Origin of the sequence: Burkholderia sp. HI2761, assembly GCF_002223355.1 — a bacterium.
Taxonomy (GTDB): Bacteria; Pseudomonadota; Gammaproteobacteria; order Burkholderiales; family Burkholderiaceae; genus Burkholderia.
In genome coordinates this window covers 557,460-579,629 of sequence record NZ_NKFN01000007.1, presented here as the reverse complement: position 1 = coordinate 579,629, position 22,170 = coordinate 557,460, and the positions used below count along the sequence as shown (strand labels likewise).

General features: G+C 66.2%; 20 protein-coding genes. 15 read left to right on the top strand and 5 right to left on the bottom strand.

From position 1 onward, the window contains the following. The first annotated feature begins 108 nt into the window (after nucleotides 1-108). From CFB46_RS20180 to CFB46_RS20170, 3 genes are all read left to right on the top strand, one after another. Nucleotides 109-963: a fucose-binding lectin II gene (locus CFB46_RS20180; protein WP_089501009.1), complete on the top strand. Its 855-nt coding sequence runs from the start codon at nucleotides 109-111 to the stop codon at nucleotides 961-963. A gap of 202 nt (nucleotides 964-1,165) precedes the next feature. Next, nucleotides 1,166-1,906 (top strand): fucose-binding lectin II, encoded by a 741-nt coding sequence (locus CFB46_RS20175; protein WP_089501008.1) that lies wholly within the window; start codon nucleotides 1,166-1,168, stop codon nucleotides 1,904-1,906. 148 nt (nucleotides 1,907-2,054) lie between these two features. Continuing rightward, a complete protein-coding gene (locus tag CFB46_RS20170) occupies nucleotides 2,055-2,894 on the top strand; it encodes an AraC family transcriptional regulator (protein WP_089501007.1) in 840 nt (279 codons plus the stop codon). A 72-nt stretch (nucleotides 2,895-2,966) separates the two neighbouring features. Here the strand turns inward: CFB46_RS20170 and CFB46_RS20165 are convergent, their stop codons facing one another. Then, the gene (locus CFB46_RS20165) at nucleotides 2,967-6,266 is read right to left on the bottom strand and encodes an autotransporter outer membrane beta-barrel domain-containing protein (protein WP_089501006.1); all 3,300 of its coding nucleotides are present in this window, start codon (nucleotides 6,264-6,266) and stop codon (nucleotides 2,967-2,969) included. Between the two features lie 474 nt (nucleotides 6,267-6,740). Then, nucleotides 6,741-7,835, bottom strand: coding sequence for a M23 family metallopeptidase (locus CFB46_RS20160; protein ID WP_227789581.1), 1,095 nt, complete (start codon nucleotides 7,833-7,835; stop codon nucleotides 6,741-6,743). Between CFB46_RS20160 and CFB46_RS36495 the strand changes: the two genes are divergently transcribed. The 3 genes from CFB46_RS36495 to CFB46_RS20150 all read left to right on the top strand — a co-directional run bounded on the left by CFB46_RS36495 (nucleotide 7,830) and on the right by CFB46_RS20150 (nucleotide 9,999). Continuing rightward, nucleotides 7,830-8,075, top strand: coding sequence for a hypothetical protein (locus CFB46_RS36495; protein ID WP_227789582.1), 246 nt, complete (start codon nucleotides 7,830-7,832; stop codon nucleotides 8,073-8,075). The two genes, CFB46_RS20160 and CFB46_RS36495, sit on opposite strands and share 6 nt — an antisense overlap. Nucleotides 8,076-8,412: 337 nt before the next feature. Beyond that, nucleotides 8,413-9,282, top strand: a complete 870-nt coding sequence (locus CFB46_RS20155) for a mechanosensitive ion channel family protein (RefSeq protein ID WP_089501004.1) — start codon at nucleotides 8,413-8,415, stop codon at nucleotides 9,280-9,282. Nucleotides 9,283-9,576: 294 nt separating this feature from the next. After that, nucleotides 9,577-9,999, top strand: a complete 423-nt coding sequence (locus CFB46_RS20150; protein ID WP_089501003.1) for an NUDIX hydrolase — start codon at nucleotides 9,577-9,579, stop codon at nucleotides 9,997-9,999. A 44-nt stretch (nucleotides 10,000-10,043) separates the two neighbouring features. Here the strand turns inward: CFB46_RS20150 and CFB46_RS20145 are convergent, their stop codons facing one another. Together CFB46_RS20145 and CFB46_RS20140 are read right to left on the bottom strand one after the other, a co-directional pair. Then, nucleotides 10,044-11,186: a branched-chain amino acid ABC transporter substrate-binding protein gene (locus CFB46_RS20145; RefSeq protein WP_089501002.1), complete on the bottom strand. Its 1,143-nt coding sequence runs from the start codon at nucleotides 11,184-11,186 to the stop codon at nucleotides 10,044-10,046. 70 nt (nucleotides 11,187-11,256) lie between these two features. Beyond that, nucleotides 11,257-12,294 carry a histone deacetylase family protein gene (locus CFB46_RS20140; protein WP_089501001.1) on the bottom strand — a complete coding sequence of 346 codons (1,038 nt, stop codon included), beginning with the start codon at nucleotides 12,292-12,294 and terminating at the stop codon, nucleotides 11,257-11,259. Between the two features lie 127 nt (nucleotides 12,295-12,421). Between CFB46_RS20140 and CFB46_RS20135 the strand changes: the two genes are divergently transcribed. The 7 genes from CFB46_RS20135 to dbpA all read left to right on the top strand — a co-directional run bounded on the left by CFB46_RS20135 (nucleotide 12,422) and on the right by dbpA (nucleotide 18,581). Continuing rightward, complete coding sequence (locus CFB46_RS20135) at nucleotides 12,422-12,910, top strand: Lrp/AsnC family transcriptional regulator (protein ID WP_027781944.1); 489 nt, start codon at nucleotides 12,422-12,424, stop codon at nucleotides 12,908-12,910. Between the two features lie 69 nt (nucleotides 12,911-12,979). Further along, entirely contained in the window at nucleotides 12,980-13,267 is a 288-nt protein-coding gene (locus CFB46_RS20130) for a hypothetical protein (RefSeq protein ID WP_179235088.1), read from the top strand. 158 nt (nucleotides 13,268-13,425) lie between these two features. Continuing rightward, nucleotides 13,426-13,713, top strand: coding sequence for a CopG family transcriptional regulator (locus CFB46_RS20125; RefSeq protein ID WP_227789583.1), 288 nt, complete (start codon nucleotides 13,426-13,428; stop codon nucleotides 13,711-13,713). Next, nucleotides 13,710-14,144: a TA system VapC family ribonuclease toxin gene (locus CFB46_RS20120; RefSeq protein WP_089500999.1), complete on the top strand. Its 435-nt coding sequence runs from the start codon at nucleotides 13,710-13,712 to the stop codon at nucleotides 14,142-14,144. The genes CFB46_RS20125 and CFB46_RS20120 overlap by 4 nt, the downstream gene beginning before the upstream one ends. Before the next feature lie 713 nt (nucleotides 14,145-14,857). Further along, the gene (gene mqo, locus CFB46_RS20115) at nucleotides 14,858-16,543 is read left to right on the top strand and encodes a malate dehydrogenase (quinone) (RefSeq protein ID WP_152777579.1); all 1,686 of its coding nucleotides are present in this window, start codon (nucleotides 14,858-14,860) and stop codon (nucleotides 16,541-16,543) included. Nucleotides 16,544-16,984: 441 nt separating this feature from the next. After that, nucleotides 16,985-17,182: a hypothetical protein gene (locus CFB46_RS20110; protein WP_027781939.1), complete on the top strand. Its 198-nt coding sequence runs from the start codon at nucleotides 16,985-16,987 to the stop codon at nucleotides 17,180-17,182. Between the two features lies 1 nt (nucleotide 17,183). After that, complete coding sequence (gene dbpA, locus CFB46_RS20105) at nucleotides 17,184-18,581, top strand: ATP-dependent RNA helicase DbpA (protein ID WP_089500997.1); 1,398 nt, start codon at nucleotides 17,184-17,186, stop codon at nucleotides 18,579-18,581. 45 nt (nucleotides 18,582-18,626) lie between these two features. Here the strand turns inward: dbpA and CFB46_RS20100 are convergent, their stop codons facing one another. Continuing rightward, a complete protein-coding gene (locus CFB46_RS20100) occupies nucleotides 18,627-19,451 on the bottom strand; it encodes a phosphate/phosphite/phosphonate ABC transporter substrate-binding protein (RefSeq protein ID WP_089500996.1) in 825 nt (274 codons plus the stop codon). Nucleotides 19,452-19,753: 302 nt separating this feature from the next. Between CFB46_RS20100 and CFB46_RS20090 the strand changes: the two genes are divergently transcribed. Together CFB46_RS20090 and CFB46_RS20085 are read left to right on the top strand one after the other, a co-directional pair. Next, nucleotides 19,754-20,779, top strand: a complete 1,026-nt coding sequence (locus tag CFB46_RS20090) for a fatty acid desaturase (protein WP_089500995.1) — start codon at nucleotides 19,754-19,756, stop codon at nucleotides 20,777-20,779. Between the two features lie 187 nt (nucleotides 20,780-20,966). After that, complete coding sequence (locus tag CFB46_RS20085; protein ID WP_089500994.1) at nucleotides 20,967-22,169, top strand: benzoate/H(+) symporter BenE family transporter; 1,203 nt, start codon at nucleotides 20,967-20,969, stop codon at nucleotides 22,167-22,169. The last annotated feature ends 1 nt before the right edge of the window (nucleotide 22,170 follow it).

Sequence of the window (22,170 nt, the reverse complement as noted above, 5' to 3'; positions counted from 1 at the left end):
CGATTGACCGACGACCGCCGGGCTGCCGACTGCAAGGCGGCCCGGCGGTTCCGCATCGAAAACGCGAAGCGACCCAATCGAAACCTGTTTCGCCTTCAGGAGACCGCCATGCCCATTCTTTCGGCTTCAATCAATAGCGCTCCCGTCGTCACCTCCGAGACTTACGTCGACATTCCGGGCCTGCATATCGACGTCGCGAAAGCAAACATTCGCGACGGCAAGCTGCTGGTCACGCTCAACGTGCCGACGCCATACGCCACCGGCAACAACTTCCCCGGCATCTATTTCGCGATCGCGACCGACAAGGGTGTCGTCGCGGACGGCTGCTTCACTTACTCGTCGAAGGTGCCCGAAAGCACCGGGCGCATGCCATTTACGCTCGTCGCGACGATCGACGTCGGCAGCGGCGTCACGTTCGTGAAAGGCCAGTGGAAAAGCGTGCGCGGCAGCGCGATGCACATCGATTCGTACGCGAGCATTTCCGCGATCGGTGAACCGGCCGCACAGTCGTCGTCGCAGGGCGGCGGGAATCAAGGCGCCGAAACCGGCAGCGGCACTGGAACCGGCACCGGTAGTGGCACCGGTAGTGGCACCGGCACCATCGGCGGCGGCGGCGAACGCGACGGCCTGTTCAATCTTCCGGCGAACATCAAGTTCGGCGTCACCGCGCTCACCAACGCGTCGAACGACCAGACGATCGACATCTACGTCGACGACAACCCGAAACCGGTCGCCACGTTCAAGGGCGCGGGCGTGCAGGACCAGAACCTCGGCACGAAGGTGCTCGACTCCGGCAAGGGCCGCGTGCGCGTGATCGTGACGGTGAACGGCAAGCCGTCGCGGCTCGGCTCGCGGCAGGTCGACATCTTCAAGAAGTCGTTCTTCGGGATCGTCGGGTCGGAGGACGGTGCGGACGACGACTACAACGACGGCATCGTGTTCCTGAACTGGCCGCTGGGCTGATCGACAGGCGTCGATAACCGAGATGCGCGGCGCGGCACGGATTGCGCGCCGCTGTCGGGATCGCAATGGCGACGGGGCCAACCACACATTGCGAATGAGTCGGGGCAGCGCTGTGCTGCCCCGCACTCTGCGCCGCGCGCTGCACGGTGAAATCCATTCGCCGGCCGCACGACGGCAGACATTCCATCAAGACGAGGATGACATGCAACAACCCTTTACCCATGACGATCTGTACGCGCTGCTGCAACTCGCCGGCAACGACGCGACTGCCGCGCAATCCGGCGGCGATCAGGCGGTGCTCGACCGGATGCGTCAGTTCATGACCACGCAGCTCACCGAGAAGCTGCCGCAATTCGATGTGTTCGTCCACCTCTCGACCGTGCCGTACAGCTTCGACATCTCCAGCTGGATGAACAAGGTCAAGACCGACACGACCGGGAAGATCGACGCCTGCACGGTGACGTGGGCCGGTGCGCCCGGCGTACTGCCGGGTGCTGCCGCGAAGTTCGGCATCGGTGCGGTGGTCACGTACTTCGCGAAAGCGACGGCGCAACCGCAACCCGCGCAGCCGGACCCGGTGACGAACGCCGGCGGCGAACGCGACGGCATCTTCAACCTGCCGCCGAACATCGCGTTCGGCGTGACGGCGCTCGTCAACTCGTCGGCGCAGCAGACGATCGAGGTGTTCGTCGACGACAACCCGAAACCGGCCGCGACGTTCCAGGGCGCCGGCACGCAGGACGCGAACCTGAACACGCAAGTGCTGAATTCGGGCAAGGGGAAGGTGCGCGTAGTCGTGACGGCGAACGGCAAGCCGTCGAAGATCGGCTCGCGTCAGGTCGACATCTTCAAGAAGACTTACTTCGGGCTGGTCGGATCGCAGGATGGCGGCGACGGCGACTACAACGACGGCATCGCGATCCTGAACTGGCCGCTGGGTTAAGTCACGGAATCCTGCCGACCATCGCCACGCCGCCCGGCGTGGCGATGTGCTTCAATGCATCCTCCACGCCTGGCACCACCTCGCAAGAACGATCAAATCGCCCCCCGCCGATAACATATAGTCTGCCCGACACCCTCATTGGCACACCATGAATCCGGTTGGAAAAGCGCTCTGGTTCATCGAAACCGAGCTGGACAGGGAATTGACGCTCGACAGGATTTCCGCGGATTGCGGCATGGCGCGCTTCGGTTTTTCGCGCCTCTTCTCGATGAATACCGGCTGGCCGGTGATGCGCTACGTCCGGTCGAGTCGGCTGACGCGTGCAGCGCAGGCGTTGGCGCAAGGCGCCCCGGATATCCTTCACGTGGCACTCGAAGCCGGATATGGCTCCCATGAGGCATTTACGCGCGCCTTCCGCGATCTATTCGGCGTGACACCCGAAGAAGTGCGGGCACGTCGCGCGCTCGACGGGCTATCTCTTGTGGAGCCGCTACGCATGAAAGAACTGAAAATCATCGACCTTGCCTCGCCACGTTTCGAAGACGGCGAAAGGCGGTTGATCGCGGGCATGAGCGACCGGTATACCTTCGAAACCAATGACGGGATTCCGGCGCTTTGGCAAACCTTTATCCCGTACATCGGCAACATACCCGGCCAGGTCGGCGGCGTGACTTACGGCGTGTGCTGCAACCCGGGTGCGGACGGCAGCTTCGAATACATCGCAGGCGTGGAGGTGAAGCGTCGCGACCGGTTGCCTGCCCCGTTCCGCTGCATCGAGCTTGAACCGCAGCGGTATGCGGTCTTCGAACACAGCGGGCACGTCTCGACGATTCACCAGACCGTCTACAGCATCTGGAACGGATGGCTGCCGACGTCGGGATTCAAGGCGGCGGAAGCGCCCGAGTTCGAACGCTATAGCGAGGACTACGATCCGGTCGCGGGTACAGGCGTGCTTGAAATCTGGTTGCCCGTAGAAAAATCCGCGTGAGTGGTCTGCGCCGATCGGCCGCGACGACGCGCGCGACGGCCGATCGATCGACCCATCACCACCCGATCGAAATCACCACGCCCACCGCACGCCTGCATTCCCGGTAATCGTGCGTTGATGCTCGCCGCCGAGATTCGTCAGGTAGCTGAGCGTCGCATACACGCTGCCGCGCTTCGTCAGTTGCGCCACCAGCCCCGCGCCGATCTGCCCGGCCGTCTGCCCAACCTGCGTGCCGATCGTCGTCGTGCCGCCGAACGTCGTCTTGTCGTCGGCGCCGAACGAGCGCAACACGTTCACGCGCAAGTACGGCTTCCAGCTCACGCCGTTCGCATCGAACGCCCATTGCAGCCGCGCGCCGAGCCGGCCGAGGAACGTGTTGCCGTTGTTCCACATCACGCTCGACACGCCATCGTTGAGGTGATCGAGCGACAGCCATTGCCACACGAGCTGCGCCTGCGGCTCGAGCGTCAGACCGTTGCCCAGCGCGACCGGGAAGCCCGCCTCGACCGAACCCGTGAACGCGTTGCCGTTCGTCGAGCCGTTCACGTTGTCGTTCGAATGCGTGCGAACGGTCAGCGCGCTGCCCATCAGCACCGCATCCGTGTACCAGCCGCCCGGGCCGATATGCGTCCAGTAGCCGCCGAGGTTGTACGCATTGACCTGCAGCGTGCCGACGCCCAGGTCCTGCTGCGCGAGTGCGAAACCGTTCACGTCGCCCACCGCGCGCGCGAATCCGAGGAAGAAACCGTAGTGATTGCGGTGTCCGCTCGGGCTGGTGTCCGCATACAGATCCTGGCCGACCTGCATCCCCCACACCGTGCCGTCGAACGACGGCGTCACGTCGCCCTTCTGCTTGATATTGCTGTTGCCGCCCCACACGCGCGCCCACGACGCGGGCATCGGGCCGTTCTCGCTCAACAGGCCCTGTTCGCCCTGACGGTCATGGAACGTGTCGATCTGCAGCAGGCCGAGCTGGCGCGCGACGGCCGGCGCTTCCGCATACAGCGGCACTTCGGGGCGGTAGACGGGTTCGGACGCGCCGCCCGTCCCGGCATTGTCGACGGCTTCGACGATCGACTCCGGCGTGCCTTCGGCCGGCGTGATCGGCGACTGGGGCGGCGGCGTCGGTTGTCCCGGCTGGACGACCGGCGGCACCGGCTTCGGCGGCACCGTGTTGCGCAGATACCAGCTTTCGCCGGTGCCGTTCGCCGCGCCGCCCTTCGCGAGAAAGTACGAATACGCGCCGGCGCTCACCGTGCCGCCCGACAGCGAGAACGCACCGGCACTGGTCGTCCCACCGTTGGTCGCCTGCACGACCTGGATGCCATCGGCCACCGTTTGCGCGCCGGCGCCGCCGACGTTCGTCACCTTCAGCGTGCTCGCACCGCTCGCCGCGCCGCCGCTGACGATCAGCTTGTCGGAAGGTGCGCCGTCGCCGGCGAGCGTCGTGTTCAATGCGATCGTCGCGTTCTGGCCGACGTAGTTGCCGACCACTGTCAGCGTGTTGCCCACGCCGCTGCCGCCGAGCTGCACGAGCCCCGCGTTCGTCAGGTTGCCGCTGATCTGGAAGTTGCCGGTAGCGCCACCGGCGAGGCTCGCGAGCGCATTCGCGACCGAGATCGTGCCGTTGTTCGTCACGTTGCCCGTCACGCTGCCGTAGCCGCCGAGCGTCGCGCCCGATGCAACTGAAACGGGGCCGCCGCCACTCAACGCGGCCGACGCGCTCGTGCCGTCGCCGACGATCACGGTGCCCGCGTTCACGTTCGTGCCGCCCGCGTAGCTGTTCGCGCCATTCAGCGTCAATGTGCCGCTGCCGAGCTTCGTCAGCGAACCCGCACCCGTGATCCCTTGCGTCAACGTCGAGTTGAAACCCTGCGTATCGATCGTGCCGTTGTTCGACGTGATCGACGCCGCGCGGCCCGCTGCGACGTTGAATGCGCTGCCGAGCTGCAGCGTGCCGCCGTTGAACGTCAGGCTTCCTGCCGAAGCACCGAGCGCATTATCGGCCGCGATCGACAGCGTGCCCTGCGTGATCATCGTGCCGCCCGAATACGTATTGCCGCCGGCCGCCGTTGGCGCGACCGTCAGCATGCCCGCGCCGGTTTTCTCCACCGCGCCCGAGCCGCCGATCGTGCCCGTGTACGTGCCGGCGCTGTCCTGCTGGAAGCGCACGAGCCCGTTGTCGGTCACGGAAAGCGGCAGGTTCGACGCATTCGCCTGCAGCGTCGCGCCCGCGTTCACGGTCGCGACGACCGAAGCCGTCGTCGTGCCGAGCGTGCCCGTGAGGTTCAGCGTGCCGCTCTGCACCAGCGCGGTCGAGAACGCGCCGGTGCCGGCCCAGGTCCAGTCGGTGCCGGCCATCGTCAGGCTCTGGAAGTTCGTGAACGCATTCGACGCGGTGCCCGTGCCCTGCAGCGTCACGGTGTTGGTGCCGCCGCCGCCGTTCGCGGTGCCGACGATCTGCGAGCCAGTCTGCAGGATCAGCGTCACGTTGCCGCTGCCGCCCTGGATCGCGGTGCCGCCGCCGCCCTGGATCAGCCCCGCGTTGGTGATCGTCGTCGCGCCGTTGGTCGAGCGCACGCCGATCCCGTTGTTGCTGATGATCCTGCCGCCGGCCTGGTTCGTGATCGTCGCGGTAAACGAGCTGCCGAGCGTGTTCGACACGACCGCATCGACGCTGCCACCGCTCGTCGCCGTGCCGGTCGTCTGGATCGTGCCGCTGTTGACCAGCGTGTCGTTGTTGCCCTGCATGTACACGGCCGGCGCATCGCGGCCGTTCGACGTCAGCGTGCCGCTGTTGGTGATCGTGCCGTTGCCGCCGAGCAACGACGCCGCGCGCGCGTTGTTGCCGGACGTCGTCACGGTGCCGGTGTTGACGATCCGGTTGCCAGACGCACCGGGATTGCTCTGCCCCCACGCGGCCGTCATCCCGTATGAATTGTTGCCGGTGGTCGTGATCGTGCCGTTGTTGACGAGCGTGTTGTTGTTGCCGTTCGCGGCCATCCCGTCGTTGTAGGTGCCGGTCGTCGAAATCACGCCGGTGGCGGTATTGGTGAGCGTATTGCCGTTGTTCACGCCGAGCAGCACCGCGCCGCGGTTCGCGACGCCCGTGCCGTTGCCGGACATCGACAGGTTGCCGTTGTTGGTGATCGCGCTCGACGTGTCGACGGAGAACGGCGTGGGTGTGGACGTCAGCACATAGCTGCCGGTCGCGGTCGAATCGAGGTTGATCGTCACGTTGGTGCTGCCGGCCGCGGCCACGACCGACGGCGCACTGGCGCCGGAACACGTGACCGTCGTGCCGCTGCCCGGCGCGGTGGCCGAGCATGCCGCATGGGCGCCCATCGGCATCGCGCCGGTCAGGATCGCCATTCCACCCAAACCCAGGTTCCGCGCCTTTCTTTTCATTTTCCGCCCGCCTTGATTGGTGACGTTATTGCAGCAAACCGGTGTGTGAAACGGGTTATATCACCTGACATGAAATAATCGCAAGATCCGATCGCGTGATATCGGCAATCAGTGCTGGGTTAATTTCGCATTGGGAAATAACGGGAATGGCTGCGCTGTTGCGTTGCGGAAAACCCTGCGCGATAGGCGTGGCGGGAAAGCGGGAAGGAAAACCGGGTTGAATTTTCCGATTTTCCCGGGAGCCTCGAAACCGGAGAAGAATGCGAAGCGAATGAGCCGGAAAAAATTGACGTTATTCGACGATCGATTAACCGTGCAATGGCTTCACGTCATTCGATCATGTTGCTCCGCACGATGAGCAGCAATTCGCAAGCCGGTGTACGCGTCGATGCGCACAGGCCATGATGCCGGCCGCCGTGGCCGGCATCCGGTCAGCTGTCAACCGGCATCCGATGCGACGGGCGTCGACATCGCGACCGGCAGCGACCACGCCGCCGAGGCCAGGCGCGTACGCGCATCGAGGGCCACGCGGTTGAACGCGACACGCCGTTCACCCTTCAGCGTCGCCGCTTTCGTCGCCTGCACCAGTGCGATCGGATCGACGAGACGGGCATGCCGCCGGACTTCGAAATGAAGATGCGGGCCGGTCGCCGTCCCTGTACTGCCGACGGCGCCCACGCGCTGGCCGCGAACGACGCGCGCACCGGTTCGCAGCGTCGGCTCGAACGCCGACAGGTGCGCGTAGTACGACGCGTAACCGCCGTCGTAACGAATCACCACATACTTGCCGTAGCCGCGTGGCTCGGTGCCGATGAACGACACGACGCCGTTCTCCGATGCGTGAACGGCGCGCCCGGCCGGCGCGGCAAGATCGACGCCGGAATGCACGTGACGCGCGCCGCTTACCGGATGCACGCGCGCGCCGAAATGCGAGCTGATCCGCGTCGCGTTGACCGGCATCGCGAACCGGGAACCGGCAAGCGGCACGCCGTCGAGGTCGTAGTAGGCGCCCGGCGTGCCTGCATCGGGCGCGAACCACACACCCGCGACATGTTGGCCTCGAAAGCGGATCTCGAGCGCCGTCACGCGCACGCCGCTCGGCAGCGTCTCGGTATGGTCGAGTTCGTATGCCACGCGGAAGGTATCGCCGATCGCGCCGCGCTGCGTCGGATCGATGCGCCCGGCCAGCATGCGGGTGATCTGCGCCGCGACGCCGGCCGGCAAGTCGGCGCGCGCCAGCGACGCTCGCAGGCTGCCGGTAATCGCACCGGTGCGCGTGCCGCGATCCGGCTGCGCGAACACGAACGGCTCGGCGGATGCCAGACCGACGACGCCCCGTTCGAACGGCGGCTGCGCGCCCATCGCGGGCAACGGCGATGCGATGCCGTAGGCGAACCGCGTGGCGTAGCCACGTTCGATCGCACCGCGCGCCGCGTCGCACAGCACGCTGTAAGCCACGCACGCGCCGAAGCGCGCGGCAGCGCTGCCATGATCGACGCCCGCCGGTACGTGCGACGCGGACGCTGCATGCAAGCCGCCCCACGTCGTCCGGGCGGAACTGAAAAAAGGCACGTCGACAAGGTCGGTCGTTTCCGCCGTCACCGGCGCGAACGGCGCGGCGTCGTCAAACGCCTGCGCCGTCGCACCCGGTGCGCCGGCCACACAGGCCGCCGCGACGACGCCGCGCAGCAGCGCGCGGCGAATCGCAAAACAGTGAACGCCGCGTTGCGCGGGTCGACCTTGTTCGCGTGCGAGACGGAAACGCAGGTCTAACCGCATGACGTCGTCACTCGCTGTCTATCAATGAAAAATCGGGAAAGAGCCAGGTATCGCGGAGGGACTATCGTCGCGATCCGGCAACGTGAAGGCGAGTGTATCGGCACGCTTGAAACGGCTAAATAGGACCAATCCTATTTGTTGGAAAAGCCCATTCGTACGAGAACGAAATCGCAATTTCGCCGTCCGACAGCATGTCGCTCCGCCCCAAACGCTCGCGCGAAACATCGTGCGCCGTGTACAGTCGAGGGCTGCCCGCGCTCGCGCGCAGCCTGCCCGAATGCGGCCGCCGCCCGACGCGTCGCGCACTGTGTCTTCAAACCGGAATCCCGTCATGTTTCTCGATCATCTTCATCCGGAACGCTGGACGTTCCTGTGGAACGCGTTGTCCACCCTCTCCATCAAGCTGTGCGCCGGCCTGGCGCTGCTCGTCGCCGGTTGGTGGCTGTCGAAACGCATCGGCAACTGGCTGAACCGGCTGCTCTCGAACAAGGAGCGCGTCGACGACACGCTGCGGCCGATCCTCTGCGACGTCGCGGTGTGGGGTATCCGCATCGTCGCGATCGTCGGCGCGCTGTCGCAGCTCGGCATCGAAACCGCGAGCATCGTCGCGGTGCTCGGCGCAGCCGGCCTCGCGATCGGGCTCGCGCTGCAAGGCACGATGCAGAACATCGCGGCCGGCATCATGCTTCTGCTGCTGCGGCCGTTCAAGGTCGGCGACTACATCGACGGCGGCACGGGCGTCGCGGGCACCGTCGACGAGGTCGGCCTCTTCATGACGCGCCTCACGAAGCCGGACGGCATCTGCGAGTACGTGCCGAACAGCGCGCTGTGGGGCAGCTCGATCCGCAACTACACGCGCAACCCGACACGCCGCCTCGATCTCGAGGTCGAGGTGTCCGTGCATGACGACATCGATCGCGCGCTCGCCGCGCTGCACGCGCTGGCCGTGGCCGATCCCGACGTGCTTCAGGATCCAGAGCCGGACGTGATGGTGATGCGCTTCGACGACAGCACGGCCGTCGCGAACCTGCGCGTGTGGACGCATACCGACAAGTTCTGGGCGATGCGCTGGCGCCTCGCGCGCCAGGTGCGCAAGGCGCTCGCCGATGCGGATTGCGCGCTGCCGATCCGCACGCGGGAGCTGCACATCGTGCACGATGCGGAGCGCCGCGCGGACAGCATGCGCGCACGACAGATGTAACCGACGCGGCGGCGAGCGCGCCCGGATCGCGCTGCCGCCATCACGATCACGGCGCCGATTACCGCGTCGCGGCATGCAATCGCTCCGCTTCGATTCGATTTTCCGCCCGGCCCGCGTTCGAATCAGACCCGTCTGATTCACTGCGCGACATCCCCTCGCGACAATGGCCGTGCTGGACGAAACGGTCATCTCGTCCGGCACGCAGTAGCGAATCTCTCCGTTCCTTGCCGCCCTTCGCGGGCGGCTTTTTTTTCCTGTCGATTCGATGCGCGGGCATGCAATCAGGAAACCTCAATGAAAGAACGCGCCACCGTCCTTTGCCGACGCGGCGACCGGATCCTTCTGGTCGCCCGGTTGAATGCCCGCTGGGCGCTGCCCGGCGGCAAGCCGCAGTGCGGCGAATCGCTGCGCGACGCCGCGCGCCGCGAGCTGCTGGAAGAAACCGGGCTCGCCTGCGGCCACGCCCGCTATCTGTTCCGGATCGCAGGCACGCACAAGCTGCATCACGTGTTTCTCGCCGAGATCGATGCGGATGCAACCGCACGCCCGGCGAACGAGATCGCGCATTGCGCGCGGATCGACCGTGAATCGCTCGGGTCGCTGCATTGCAGCCAGCCGACGCCGCTCATCGTCGAACTCGCGTTCGACTGGCTGCGGCAGCCCCGCCTTGTGCCAGGCGTGATCGGCCACGACATGTTCGCCGATATCGCGGCCTGAGATCTTCGCCTGCGCCTGGCGCGCGATCCCGGACCGCCCACGCGTTACATCCTGACGATATCGAGCAGTGCCTTCTTGCCGCTCTTGTACGTGAACACCGAGATCGCGCCGTGCTTCAGGTCGCCCTGCGGCGTGAAGCTGGTTTCGCCGATCACGCCGCGATAGTCGGTTGTCGGAATCGCGGCCAACACCTTCGCCGGATCCGTCGAATTCGCACGCTTCATCGCGTCGACGATGATGTACACCGCATCGTACGAGAACGGCGCATACACCTGCATCGGCTGGTGGTAACGCGCCTCGTAGCGCTTCACGAACGCCGCGCCGCCCGGCATTTTCTCGAGCGCGATGCCGGCCTCGGAACACACGACGTTGTCCGACGCCGGCCCGGCAAGCTTCGGCAGGTCGGTCGAGCACACGCCGTCGCCGGCGAGGATCTTCGCGCGCATGCCGAGCTGGCGCGCCTGCTTCGCGAGCGGGCCGCCCGTCGCGTCCATCCCGCCGTACATGATCGCGTCGGGGTTCGCGCCCTTGATCTTCGTGAGGATCGCGCGGAAGTCGATCGCCTTGTCGTTCGTCGCGTCGCGCGACACGACCTTCATCCCGGCCGCCTTCGCCGCCTTCTCGAATTCGGTCGCGAGGCCCTGCCCGTACGCGGTCGAATCGTCGACCACGGCGACCGTCCTGATCCCCATGTTCCTTGCCGCGTACATCGCGAGTGCCGGCCCCTGCTGCGCGTCGGTCGCGACGACGCGATAGGTCGTCTTGAAGCCCTGCTGCGTGTACGTCGGGTTAGTCGCGGCCTGCGAAATCTGCACGATGCCGCCGTCGCGATAGACGCGCGACGCCGGAATCGACGTACCCGAGTTGTGATGGCCGACGACGCCGACCACCTTGTCGTCGACCAGCCGCTGCGCGACCTGCGTCGCGGTGCGCGGGTCGCCCGCATCGTCCTGCGCGTCGAGCTGCAGCCTGACCTTCTTGCCGCCGATCACGAGCCCCTTCGCATTGATTTCCTCGATGGCGAGCCGCGCGCCGTTCTCGCTGTCCTTGCCGAGATGCGCGATCGCGCCGGTCAGCGGCGCGACGTGCCCGATGCGCACGACGTCGTCCGCATGCGCGGACCATGCAGGCAGCGCGCACGTCAGCGCAACCGCGGTGGCGAATACCGTCTTGTGATGCCGATTCATGCCTGTCTCCTTCCTTGTCGCGCTTCGTTCGTGTTCGGATCCGTCGTTCGTCGAAGGTCATGCCGCGCGCTTACGCACGCCCTTCGAATCCCAGCAATACGTTCACTGCGTTGATACCGATCTCGTCGACCATGTAGCCGCCTTCCATCACGAACAGCGTCGGCAGGTTCAGGCGCGCGAGCGCCTCGCCGATCCGCAGGTAGTCGGGCGAGCGCAGCTTGAAATGGCTGATCGGGTCGTGCTCGAACGTGTCGACGCCGAGCGACACGACCAGCAGGTCCGGTGCGTGCTTCGCAATTGCCGCCGCGGCCTGATCGAGCGCCGCCGAGTAGGTGTCCCACTGCGTGCCCTTCGGCAGCGGCAGGTTCAGGTTGAAGCCTGCGCCAGCGCCCGCGCCGCGCTCGTCCGCGTAGCCCGAGAAGTACGGATACGACACCGACGGTTCGCCATGCAGCGACGTGAACAGCACGTCCGATCGCTCGTAGAAGATGTCCTGCGTGCCGTTGCCGTGGTGGAAATCGACGTCGAGCACCGCGACGCGCGACGCGCCGCTCGCGATACCGTGCTGCGCGGCGATCGCCGCGTTGTTCAGGTAGCAGTAGCCGCCCATGTACTCGCGGCCCGCGTGGTGGCCGGGCGGGCGGCAGAGCGCGAACGCGGCGCCCGCGCCGCCGCGCGACAGCAGGTCGGCGCCGGTCAGCGCCGAATTCGCGCCCGCGCTCACCGCATCCCAAGTGCCGGCGTTGATCGGCGCACCGGCGTCCATCGCGAAGAAGCCGAGCTTGCCGTCGATGAAGCCCGGCAGCGTCGCGGCCGCCGGCATCGCGTGCACCGGCCACACGAGCGGCAGCGCCTGGCAGGTGCGGCCGGTCGCGAGCCATTCGTCCCATGCGCCGGCGAGGAAATCGACATAGCGCGCGCTGTGCGCGCCGGCATAGCTGGCGCGGTCGAATGCGTGCGGCGCGATCACGTCGCCGAGGCCGGCCGCGCGGACCTGCGCGAGCACCGTTTCGGCGCGAAGGGGGTTTTCGAACGACTCGGTGATCGCGCCGTCCTTCAGTTCGACGCCGCGATGCAGGTGGTGATCGCTGCTGTAGACCGTGAGCATGATTGACCGTTGCAGGGATGACTGGAAAGGGGATGGCAACAGTCTATTGAGGCCGGTCGGCAATAATTTTGCTTTTCACTTCCGCGTTTCGTACAATTTTGAGAAAACCGCCTACGGAATACTGAATATGAGCAAAAATCGCGCTTCAGTTGAACTGGACGGCGTCGACCGCGCGATGCTCCGCCTGTTGCAGGAAGACGGCGCGCTGTCGAATGCCACGCTCGGCGAAAAGCTGTCGCTGAGCGTCACGCCGTGCTGGCGCCGCCGCAAGCGGCTCGAGGACGAACGCGTGATCACCGGCTACCAGGCGAACCTCGACCGGCGCGCGCTCGGGATGAATGTGTTCGCGTTCGTGCAGGTGACGTTCAACATGCATTCGGACCAGGATTCGGATCACTTCGAGGACGTGATGCGGCGTCACGACGAAGTGACGTCGTGCCACAAAATCACCGGCGCGGCCGATTACATCCTGCAGGTCGTCGCGGCCGATCTCGATGCGTATGCGGAATTCGTCGAGCGCGTGCTGAGGAAACAGGCGGGCGTGTCGTCGATCCAGTCGAGCCTCGCGTTGCGCGAAGTGAAGTTCTCGTCGCGCGTGCCGGTGCCCAACGCATGACCGCTCATGCTTTCAAGCGCCCGCACACGGGCATCCGCCGTCGATCGTCATCCCATGGAGCGCTACCCGATGAAACGTTGCCTTCCTTCCGCGTCGTTTGCCGCCGCGCTTGCATGCGCGTTCGCATTGAGTGCCTGTGCGGCGCAACCGTCTGCACCGGCCAATGCGCCGGCATCGGCCGCACCGACGCTCGTCGGCGGCGATCGCGATGCGCACGGCTGCATCGGCTCGGCCGGGTACGCATGGTGCGAACAGACGCAACAATGCGAGCGTCCGTGGGAGCTCGCGAAGGCGTACGGCTTAGCGAATTCCGCGCAGGCTTATGAGCAGTTCTGCCGGAACGGTTCGTCGAAGTGATGCTGCGATCGGGGCGGCCCCTAGATCAGCGCGCCAACGGAACGCACAGTTATTTCCATAAAAATCAACAACTTGAATGAAAATCCGAGGCAAATCCCCGGTAAATCGAAGGCCCTGCCAGACCTTTTGCCTCTTTGATGACTGATGCTTGATGCTTGATGCTTGATGCGATCGTAGTAAAATGGGTGATGTTTGATGCTGAATGGGAGAACCACCTCATGCGTACCACAATCGACATCGATGACGACGTCCTCGCATTCGCCCGGGAACGTGCAAGGCCGGGTACGAGTATCGGTAAGGTCATTTCCGAACTCGCTCGCGCGGCATTGCAGCGACCGACGACCAACCAGACGAGCCGCAACGGGTTGCCGCTGATGCCGGTCTCGTCTTCGGCCCAACCGGTCACGCTCGATACTGTTAATCAACTTCGTGACGATTCGCTTTGATCACCTACCTTCTCGACGTCAATGTTCTTATTGCATTGCTGGACCCTGCGCACGTTCAGCACGAATCCGCGCACGCATGGTTCGGTCGCGTCGGATACGCTAGCTGGGCCACATGCCCTCTGACCGAGAACGGCGTCCTTCAAATAATCGGTAATCCGAAATACCCGAATACGATGGGTTCCCCGGTATCTGTTGCGCCGCTCGTCGCGCAACTGCGGGGCCACGCAGGGCACACTTTCTGGCCGGACGATGTGAGCTTGCTCGACGCAGAACATGTCGATGCCACTCGCTTGTTGTCCTCTGCGCACCTGACCGACACGTATCTGCTCGCGCTCGCTCGCGCGCACAACGGCAAGCTCGCGAGCTTCGATCGGCGACTCGTAGTCGACGCTGTGCCGAACGGCAAAAAGCACCTCGAATTGATTTCTTGAGCGTCAATCGACGGAGAACCGAGGCCGCAACGCTTGTCACGTTTCGTTCGGCCGTTCTGACTCGTTTCCGAGCGAAGCCGCGCGGGCGGGATGGGAGGCGACGGCACGCCAACTGCCCCCTCGTGGAACCGGCACTCGCCGCAGCCAGTAATTTGCGCAAAGATGGATTCGGCCAACTCTCCATCGTAGCCGTGCGCGAGTAGGTCACGATACGGCTCGAATCCGCCTCTTGCGCTTCCCTTCAGCCATCGCGTGGCGCAGCCCGGTCAGCCTCGCCGGCGAAGCGTTGACGTTGGCCGCACGACACCCCTGCCCTTCCCCAGAATCTCGCTTCCCACACCGTCATTCCGAAAACCCGGACGCACAAAAAACCCCACGAAAACAGGGATATTCAGCGTCTGCGACATGTTGTCCGAGTTCGGTTATATTACGCGCCCCTTGCCATCCCGCCCCCGCAAAACGCGTCGCACGCGGCCTCTTTCAACGCAGCCTGAAGCGCCGTCCGCTCAGGCTTGCCGCCAGGGCCCGCACGCGTGACGCACCGTCGCGACGCAGGCGCTTGCCTGCTCGCGGGAAGCCGATCCGAAGGTGTCCTTCCGAATGGCTTCGCGTGCGCAAATGCAACGGCGCGCAGCGTCGATCCGGAATTCCGGATTCGCGGTCCGGATCTCCGGATCCGTGTTTCGGCGCAACGGAACCGCGCGCCGGGCGGCATGGCAAACCGATGCATCCAAGTTGAAGAGGGATCTGCTGTGATCAAAACGTTACGGGTAATACTGTCGGCGCTCGCGCTGTGCGTCGCGACATCGTCCGCGCACGCCGCCGACACGAAGAAGGTCGACGTCCTGCTGGTGGGCGGCGGCATCATGAGCTCGACGCTCGGCGTCTGGCTGCACGAACTCCAGCCCGACTGGTCGATGACGATGGTCGAGCGCCTCGACGGCGTCGCGCTGGAAAGCTCGAACGGCTGGAACAACGCCGGCACCGGCCACTCCGCGCTCGCGGAGCTGAACTACACGCCGGAGAAGGCGGACGGCAAGATCGACATCTCGAAGGCGATCGAGATCAACGAGTCGTTCCAGATCTCGCGCCAGTTCTGGGCGTGGCAGGTGAAACAGGGCGTGCTGAAGAACCCGCACGCGTTCATCAACTCGACGCCGCACATGAGCTTCGTCTGGGGCGACGACAACGTCCGCTTCCTGAAGAAACGCTACGAAGCGCTGCAGGCCAGCCCGCTGTTCCGCGGGATGCAGTATTCGGAAGACTACGACCAGATCAAGCAGTGGGTGCCGCTGATGATGGAAGGCCGCGATCGCAACCAGAAGGTGGCCGCGACGTGGACACCGATCGGCACCGACGTGAACTTCGGCGAGATCACGCGCCAGTTCGTCGGCTACCTGAAGACGCAGCCGAACTTCACGCTGTCGCTGTCGAGCGAAGTACGCGAGATCACGCGCAACGCCGACGGCACGTGGCACGTGTCGTGGGTCAAGCTGCATTCGGATGAACCGCCGCAGGCCGTCGACGCGAAGTTCGTGTTCATCGGCGCGGGCGGCGGCGCGCTGCACCTGCTGCAGGCGTCGGGCATCCCCGAAGCGAAGGACTACGGCGCGTTCCCGGTCGGCGGCTCGTTCCTCGTGACCGACAACCCCGAGGTCGTGAAGCAGCATCTCGCGAAGGCGTACGGCAAGGCGTCGGTCGGCTCGCCGCCGATGTCGGTGCCGCACCTCGACACGCGGATCATCGACGGCAAGAAGATCATCCTGTTCGGGCCGTTCGCGACGTTCTCGACCAAGTTCCTGAAGAACGGCTCGTACTTCGACCTCGCGAAGAGCACCAACCTGCACAACGTCGCACCGATGATGCGCGTGGGCGTCGACGAATTCCCGCTGGTCCAGTACCTCGCCGGCCAGCTGATGCTGTCCGACAACGACCGCTTCAACGCGCTGAAGGAATACTTCCCGAACGCGAAGAAGGAAGACTGGCGCCTGTGGCAGGCCGGCCAGCGCGTGCAGATCATCAAGCGCGACCCGGTCAAGGGCGGCGTGCTGAAGCTCGGCACCGAGATCGTCGCGTCGCAGGACGGCAGCATCGCGGCCCTGCTCGGCGCGTCGCCGGGCGCATCGACCGCCGCACCGATCATGCTGAACCTGATGAAGAAGGTGTTCAAGGACAAGGTCGCGACGCCCGAGTGGCAGCAGAAGATCCGCCAGATCGTGCCGAGCTACGGCACGAAGCTGAACGACAGCCCGGCGAAGGTCGTCGAGGAATGGACCTACACGAGCGACGTGCTGCAACTCGCGCCGCCGCCGAAGATCGACCTGAGCACGCCGGCCCCGTCCGCCGCCCATGCCGCGCCGGCCCGCCCGGCAAAGGCGTCGGCCGACATGGCGCTGTAAGCTGCCGAACGGCGACACACAACGCGAACCTGGCGGGCGGCCTTTGCCCGTTCCGGCCCGTTTCGCGTGAAAGCGGACAGCCCCCTCGCTCCGGAGAACGGGGAGGCAGTCGGCGATCTGCGGCCATCCGCGAGGATGGCCGTTTTTGCGTCGGCGCCCGGCGGCCGGTGCGTGCCCCCGGCCGCACGGCCGCGACACCCGGGCGAAATCGACCGATTGCGCCGGTTCCGCCGCATCCGGCCCGGCGCGGCGCGCGGTATCCGCTAGAATTGCGGCACGCGCGATCCCGAATCGCCCTCCCGATCCATCATCCGCAGCGTCGCACCCTCACGCCACCGTCCGCACCGCCCCGCTCCCGCGGGTGCACGCGAGCGCCGTGGCCGTGCGGCGCCCGCGCCCGCCCGCAAAGGGCGCACAACCGAATTCAGCTGGAGAAAGACCGTGTTTACCTGCCGAAACCAGAGCTGCGGCTCGCCGTGGGAGACGTCCGACGTCGTCATCAAGGACGAGGGCCAGGGGCTGCTGTTCCGCTGCCCGCTGTGCGGCGCCCGCAACTATCTCGAACGCTTCGAGGACGACGAAGGCAACGTCGTCTACGAGCAGATGGAAGGCCGACCCTACCTCGGAGACGTGTCCTGACATGACCCAACCGACCGCCACGCCGTTCAGCGCGCTGCCGCTGACGCCCGCCACGCTCGCCAACCTCGCGCAGCTCGGCTATGTCGACATGACGCCGATCCAGGCCGCCAGCCTGCCGATCGCGCTCGCCGGCCAGGACCTGATCGCGCAGGCGAAGACGGGCAGCGGCAAGACCGCCGCGTTCTCGCTCGCGCTGCTGTCGCGCCTCGACACGCGCAGCTTCGACGTGCAGGCGATGATCCTGTGCCCGACCCGCGAACTCGCCGACCAGGTCGCGCAGGAAGTGCGCCGCCTCGCGCGCGGCGAGGAAAACGTGAAGGTGCTGACGCTGTGCGGCGGCACGCCGATGCGCCCGCAGGCGCAAAGCCTCGAGCACGGCGCGCACATCGTCGTCGGCACGCCGGGCCGCATCATGGATCACCTCGAGCGCGGCAACCTGAAGCTCGACGCGCTGAATACGCTGGTGCTCGACGAAGCCGACCGGATGCTCGACATGGGCTTCTTCGACGACATCGCGAAGGTCGCACGGATGTGCCCGACGACGCGCCAGACGCTGCTGTTCTCCGCGACCTATCCGGACGGCATCGTGAAGCTGAGCCAGCAGTTCCTGCGCAATCCGAAGGAAATCAAGCTCGCGGAACGCCACGACGACAGCAAGATCCGACAGCGCTTCTATGAAGTGACCGAGGACGAGCGGCTGCATGCGGTCGGCCAGTTGCTGAACCACTACCGGCCGGTGAGCACGATCGCGTTCTGCAACACCAAGCAGCAGTGCCGCGACCTGCTCGACGTGCTGCACGCGCAGGGCTTCCACGCGCTCGCGCTGCACGGCGAGCTCGACCAGCGCGAGCGCGACCAGGTGCTGATCCAGTTCGCGAACCGCAGCTGCTCGGTGCTGGTGGCGACCGACGTCGCCGCGCGCGGGCTCGACATCGCGCAGCTCGAAGCGGTGATCAACGTCGACGTGACGCCCGACCCCGAAGTGCACGTGCACCGCATCGGCCGCACCGGCCGCGCGGATCAGGACGGCTGGGCGCTGAGCCTTGCGAGCATGGACGAGATGGGCCGCGTCGGCGGGATCGAGCAGGCGCAGAAGCGCGAAGTCGAATGGCATTCGCTCGCCGAACTGAAGCCGGCGGACGACAGCGTGCTGCTGCCGCCGATGGAAACGCTGCAGATCCTCGGCGGACGCAAGGACAAGATTCGTCCGGGCGACGTGCTCGGCGCGCTGACCGGCGACGCCGGGTTCGACGGCAAGCAGATCGGCAAGATCAACGTGACCGAGTTCTCGACCTATGTCGCGATCGAACGCGGCGTCGCGCGCGACGCGCTGCGCAAGCTCAATGCGGGGAAGATCAAGGGCAAGCGGGTCAAGGTCCGGTTGATGGACGAGGAGTAAGCGGGCCGCGGGGCGGGCGGTGGCAGTACCGCCACGCGCCGCACGTCAAGCGAGTTCGGGATAGCCGTGTGCAACGGCTTCCCGCTCGAACCGCGCAATCGTGTCGTAGTCGGCCGGCGACAGCCGGTCGAATCCCTTCAGCCTCAGCACGCGCGCCCGCTGCGCATCGGCGGCGACCGCGCGATCGAGCGCATCCTGCAACGCGCCGACCTGCGTGTCCGCCAGCGCCCGCGATGCGATGAACGGCAATCCCGGCGCGGATGCCGTCGTGCCGATGATCCGGATATCCTTCAGCAGACCGGGCAGCGCGTCGCGCACATACGCGAACGTCACGCAGTCGATCGCCGCGCAATCAGCCTCTCCCGACGCCAGCGCACGCAGCACGTTCAGGTGCGAACCGAACGGCGTGACCGAGCCGAAAAACCGGCCGTCGCACGCATGCGGCGCGGCCGCGTGTCGGAATGCATTCATCCCGCTGTGTGAATCGTCGCCGTTGAAGGCGGCCCGCAACCCGCGGCATGCGGCGAGCGTCGTCGCGCCGCCCGCATGCACGCGCGCCGACACGACCAGCACGCTGCTGTAGCGCGCACCGTCGCAACCGTCCGCGTCGAAACCCGGGGTCGCGATCAATCGCACGGCATCCCGCAAGCCCAGCATCCGGTACGGGTAGCCGCAGGTCTGCGACAGCAGCAGATCGTCGCGCCGCCACAGCGCATGCAGGTCGTCGAACGGCGCATCGGGCAGCGCGACGCCGGCAGGCCCGCCCGCGTTCGCGAACATGTCGAGCGCGTCACGCAGCAGCGCGCGCCACAGTTCGGCGTGGCGCGGCGTCACGTTGTACATCGGCAGTGCTGCGATCCATGGGTTCATGCCCGCATTCTACCCATCGGCGTTGGCGCGGCGGAACCCGGTGCGAGCGCGCCAAAACGGGGGCCGAGGGAGGCGACGACGGGCCGAATGCTTATCGGCCGCGCGGCAATAAGCAAATGCGAATCGCTTGGTTGGCCGTGCCGCGCGATCCCGGTAACGTCGCGATGTCTGCCGCCGCATCGCCACCGCGCGCGATGCCGGGCAGGTCGACCGTGATCCGCGAGACACCAGCGCCCCCGGGCCGAGCGCACCGGTTCCATCGCTCGTTCCCCGCACTACTCGATCCATCCCGCCTCAACGCCATGGCCGAATACTTCGACGTCGACCACGCGCGCGCGATCGCCGCGCTCGACGCCCGCTTCACCGCCCGCACCGAGTGGCCGACCTGGCTGCTGGTCGTCGTCATCTACGGCGGCTGGCTCGCCGTGCTGCTGCTTGTGCGCGACGGGCACCTGTCGCTCGCCGCCGCGACGCCGCCGCTGATCTTGCTCGGCGCGTGGCACCTGTCGTTGCAGCACGAACTGCTGCACGGCCATCCGACGCGTTCCGCGTTCGTGAACAAGCTGCTCGGCTATCCGCCGCTGACGGTCTGGTATCCGTATACGCTGTATCGCGACACGCACCTCGACCATCACCGCGACGAAGACCTGACCGTGCCGGGCATCGATCCCGAAACGAACTACGTGACGCGCGAACGCTGGGCGCGGCTGCCACGCTGGCGCCGAGTGCTGACGATCGCGCGCAAGACGTTCCTCGGACGCATCGTCGTCGGGCCGCCGCTGGCCATCGCCGCGACGTTCGGCGCTGCGTTCGCCGCGTTCCGACGCAGCGACTTTCGTTATCTGCCGATGTGGGCGACGCATGCCGCGTGCGTGGCGGCGCTGCTCGCGTGGCTGCAATGGGCGATCGGCGTGCCGTGGTGGTATTACCTGCTGGCGGTCACATGGCCCGCGCTGTCGCTCGCGATGATCCGGTCGCTGTACGAGCATCGCGCCGCGCCGCATCCGAAGGCGCGCATCACGATCAACGAAGCCGGCTTCGCGATGCGGCTGCTGTACCTGAACAACAACTATCACCTCGTCCATCACGACCTGCCGAAGCTGCCGTGGTACGACCTGCCGCGCGCGTACCGGATGCGGCGCGATGCGTATGCGCACAAATGCGGCGGCTTCGTGATCCGCGGCGGGTATCGCGCGTTGCTCGCACGACATGCGTGGACGCCGACCGATCCGCCCGTGCATCCGTTCGACGAGGGCACGGCATCGCTGTCGACGGGTAGCGGCGTGAAAGTGGCGGTGGTCGACAAGGTGCTGCAGATCAGCACCTGACGTCGCCCGGCCCGCGCCGCCCATCCTCCGGGCTTCCGCGCAAATCCTTACAAAATACCGACGGCCGATCGCCGCCCGCGAATTGCCAATTGCGTCGGCAATGCCCAGAATGGCGGCTCATCCGGGCTTCCAACCATCATTCGCCCCGGCTCCGCCGCCCGGCCGCGCGCCGCACTCCCCGACGACGATGCAACCGAACACCCCATCCGGCGCGATCCGCACGATCGGCAACGACTGGTCCGTTTCCGCGATCACCGCAGGCTTTCTCGCGGTGCTGATTTCCTATGCAGGGCCGCTCGCGATCTTCTTCCAGGCTTCGCAGGCCGCGCATGCGTCCAACGAAATGGTGTCGTCGTGGGTCTGGGCGATCTCGATCGGCGCAGGCGTGTCGGGCCTGTTCGCCAGCTGGAAGCTGAAGGTGCCGATCGTCACCGCATGGTCGGCGCCCGGCACCGCGCTGCTCGTCGGCCTGTTTCCGCAACTGACGCTCAATCAGGCCGTCGGCGCGTACATCACGGCCGCGCTGATCATCCTGGCGATCGGCGTGACCGGCTATTTCGACCGGCTGGTGCGCCACATTCCGCGCGGCATCGCATGCGGAATGATGGCCGGCATCCTGCTGCCGTTCGGCATGCATGCGTTCTCCGCCGCGTCGGAGCAACCCGCGCTCGCGTTCGGGATGATCGCGGCCTACGTGATCTTCAAGCGCCTGCTGCCGCGCTACAGCATCGTGCTCGTGCTGCTGACGGGCGCCGCGCTCGCGACGCTGCTCGGGATGACGCATCTCGGCAACGTGTCGCCAAGCCTCGCGCGGCCGATCTTCATCGCCCCCGAGTGGACGCTCGGCACGACGCTCAGCCTGGCGCTGCCGCTCGTCGTCGTCAGCCTCACCGGCCAGTTCCTGCCGGGGATGACGATCTTGCGCGTGTCCGGCTATCCCACGCCGGCGCGCCCGATCATTACCGCGACCAGCGTGATGTCGCTGGCCGTCGCGTGCTTCGGCGGGATCACGATCGTCGTCGCGGCGATTACCGCGGCGCTCTGCACCGGCAAGGACGCACACGAGGATCCGGACCGGCGCTATGTCGCCGGGCTCGCGAACGGCGCGATCTATCTGATCGGCGGGCTCTTCGCGGGGACGATCGTCACATTGTTCTTCGCGCTGCCGAAGGCATTCGTCGCGATCCTCGCGGGGCTCGCGCTGATCGGTGCGATCGGCGCGAACGTGCACGGCATCTTCGAGGACGAGAACCACCGCGAAGCGTCGGTGATCACGTTCCTCGCGACCGCGTTGGGGATGACGTGGCTCGGGCTCGGGTCCGCGTTCTGGGGGATCGTGATCGGGTCGCTGTCGTATGCGGTGCTCAACAGGGTGCGGCGGCCTGCGTGAT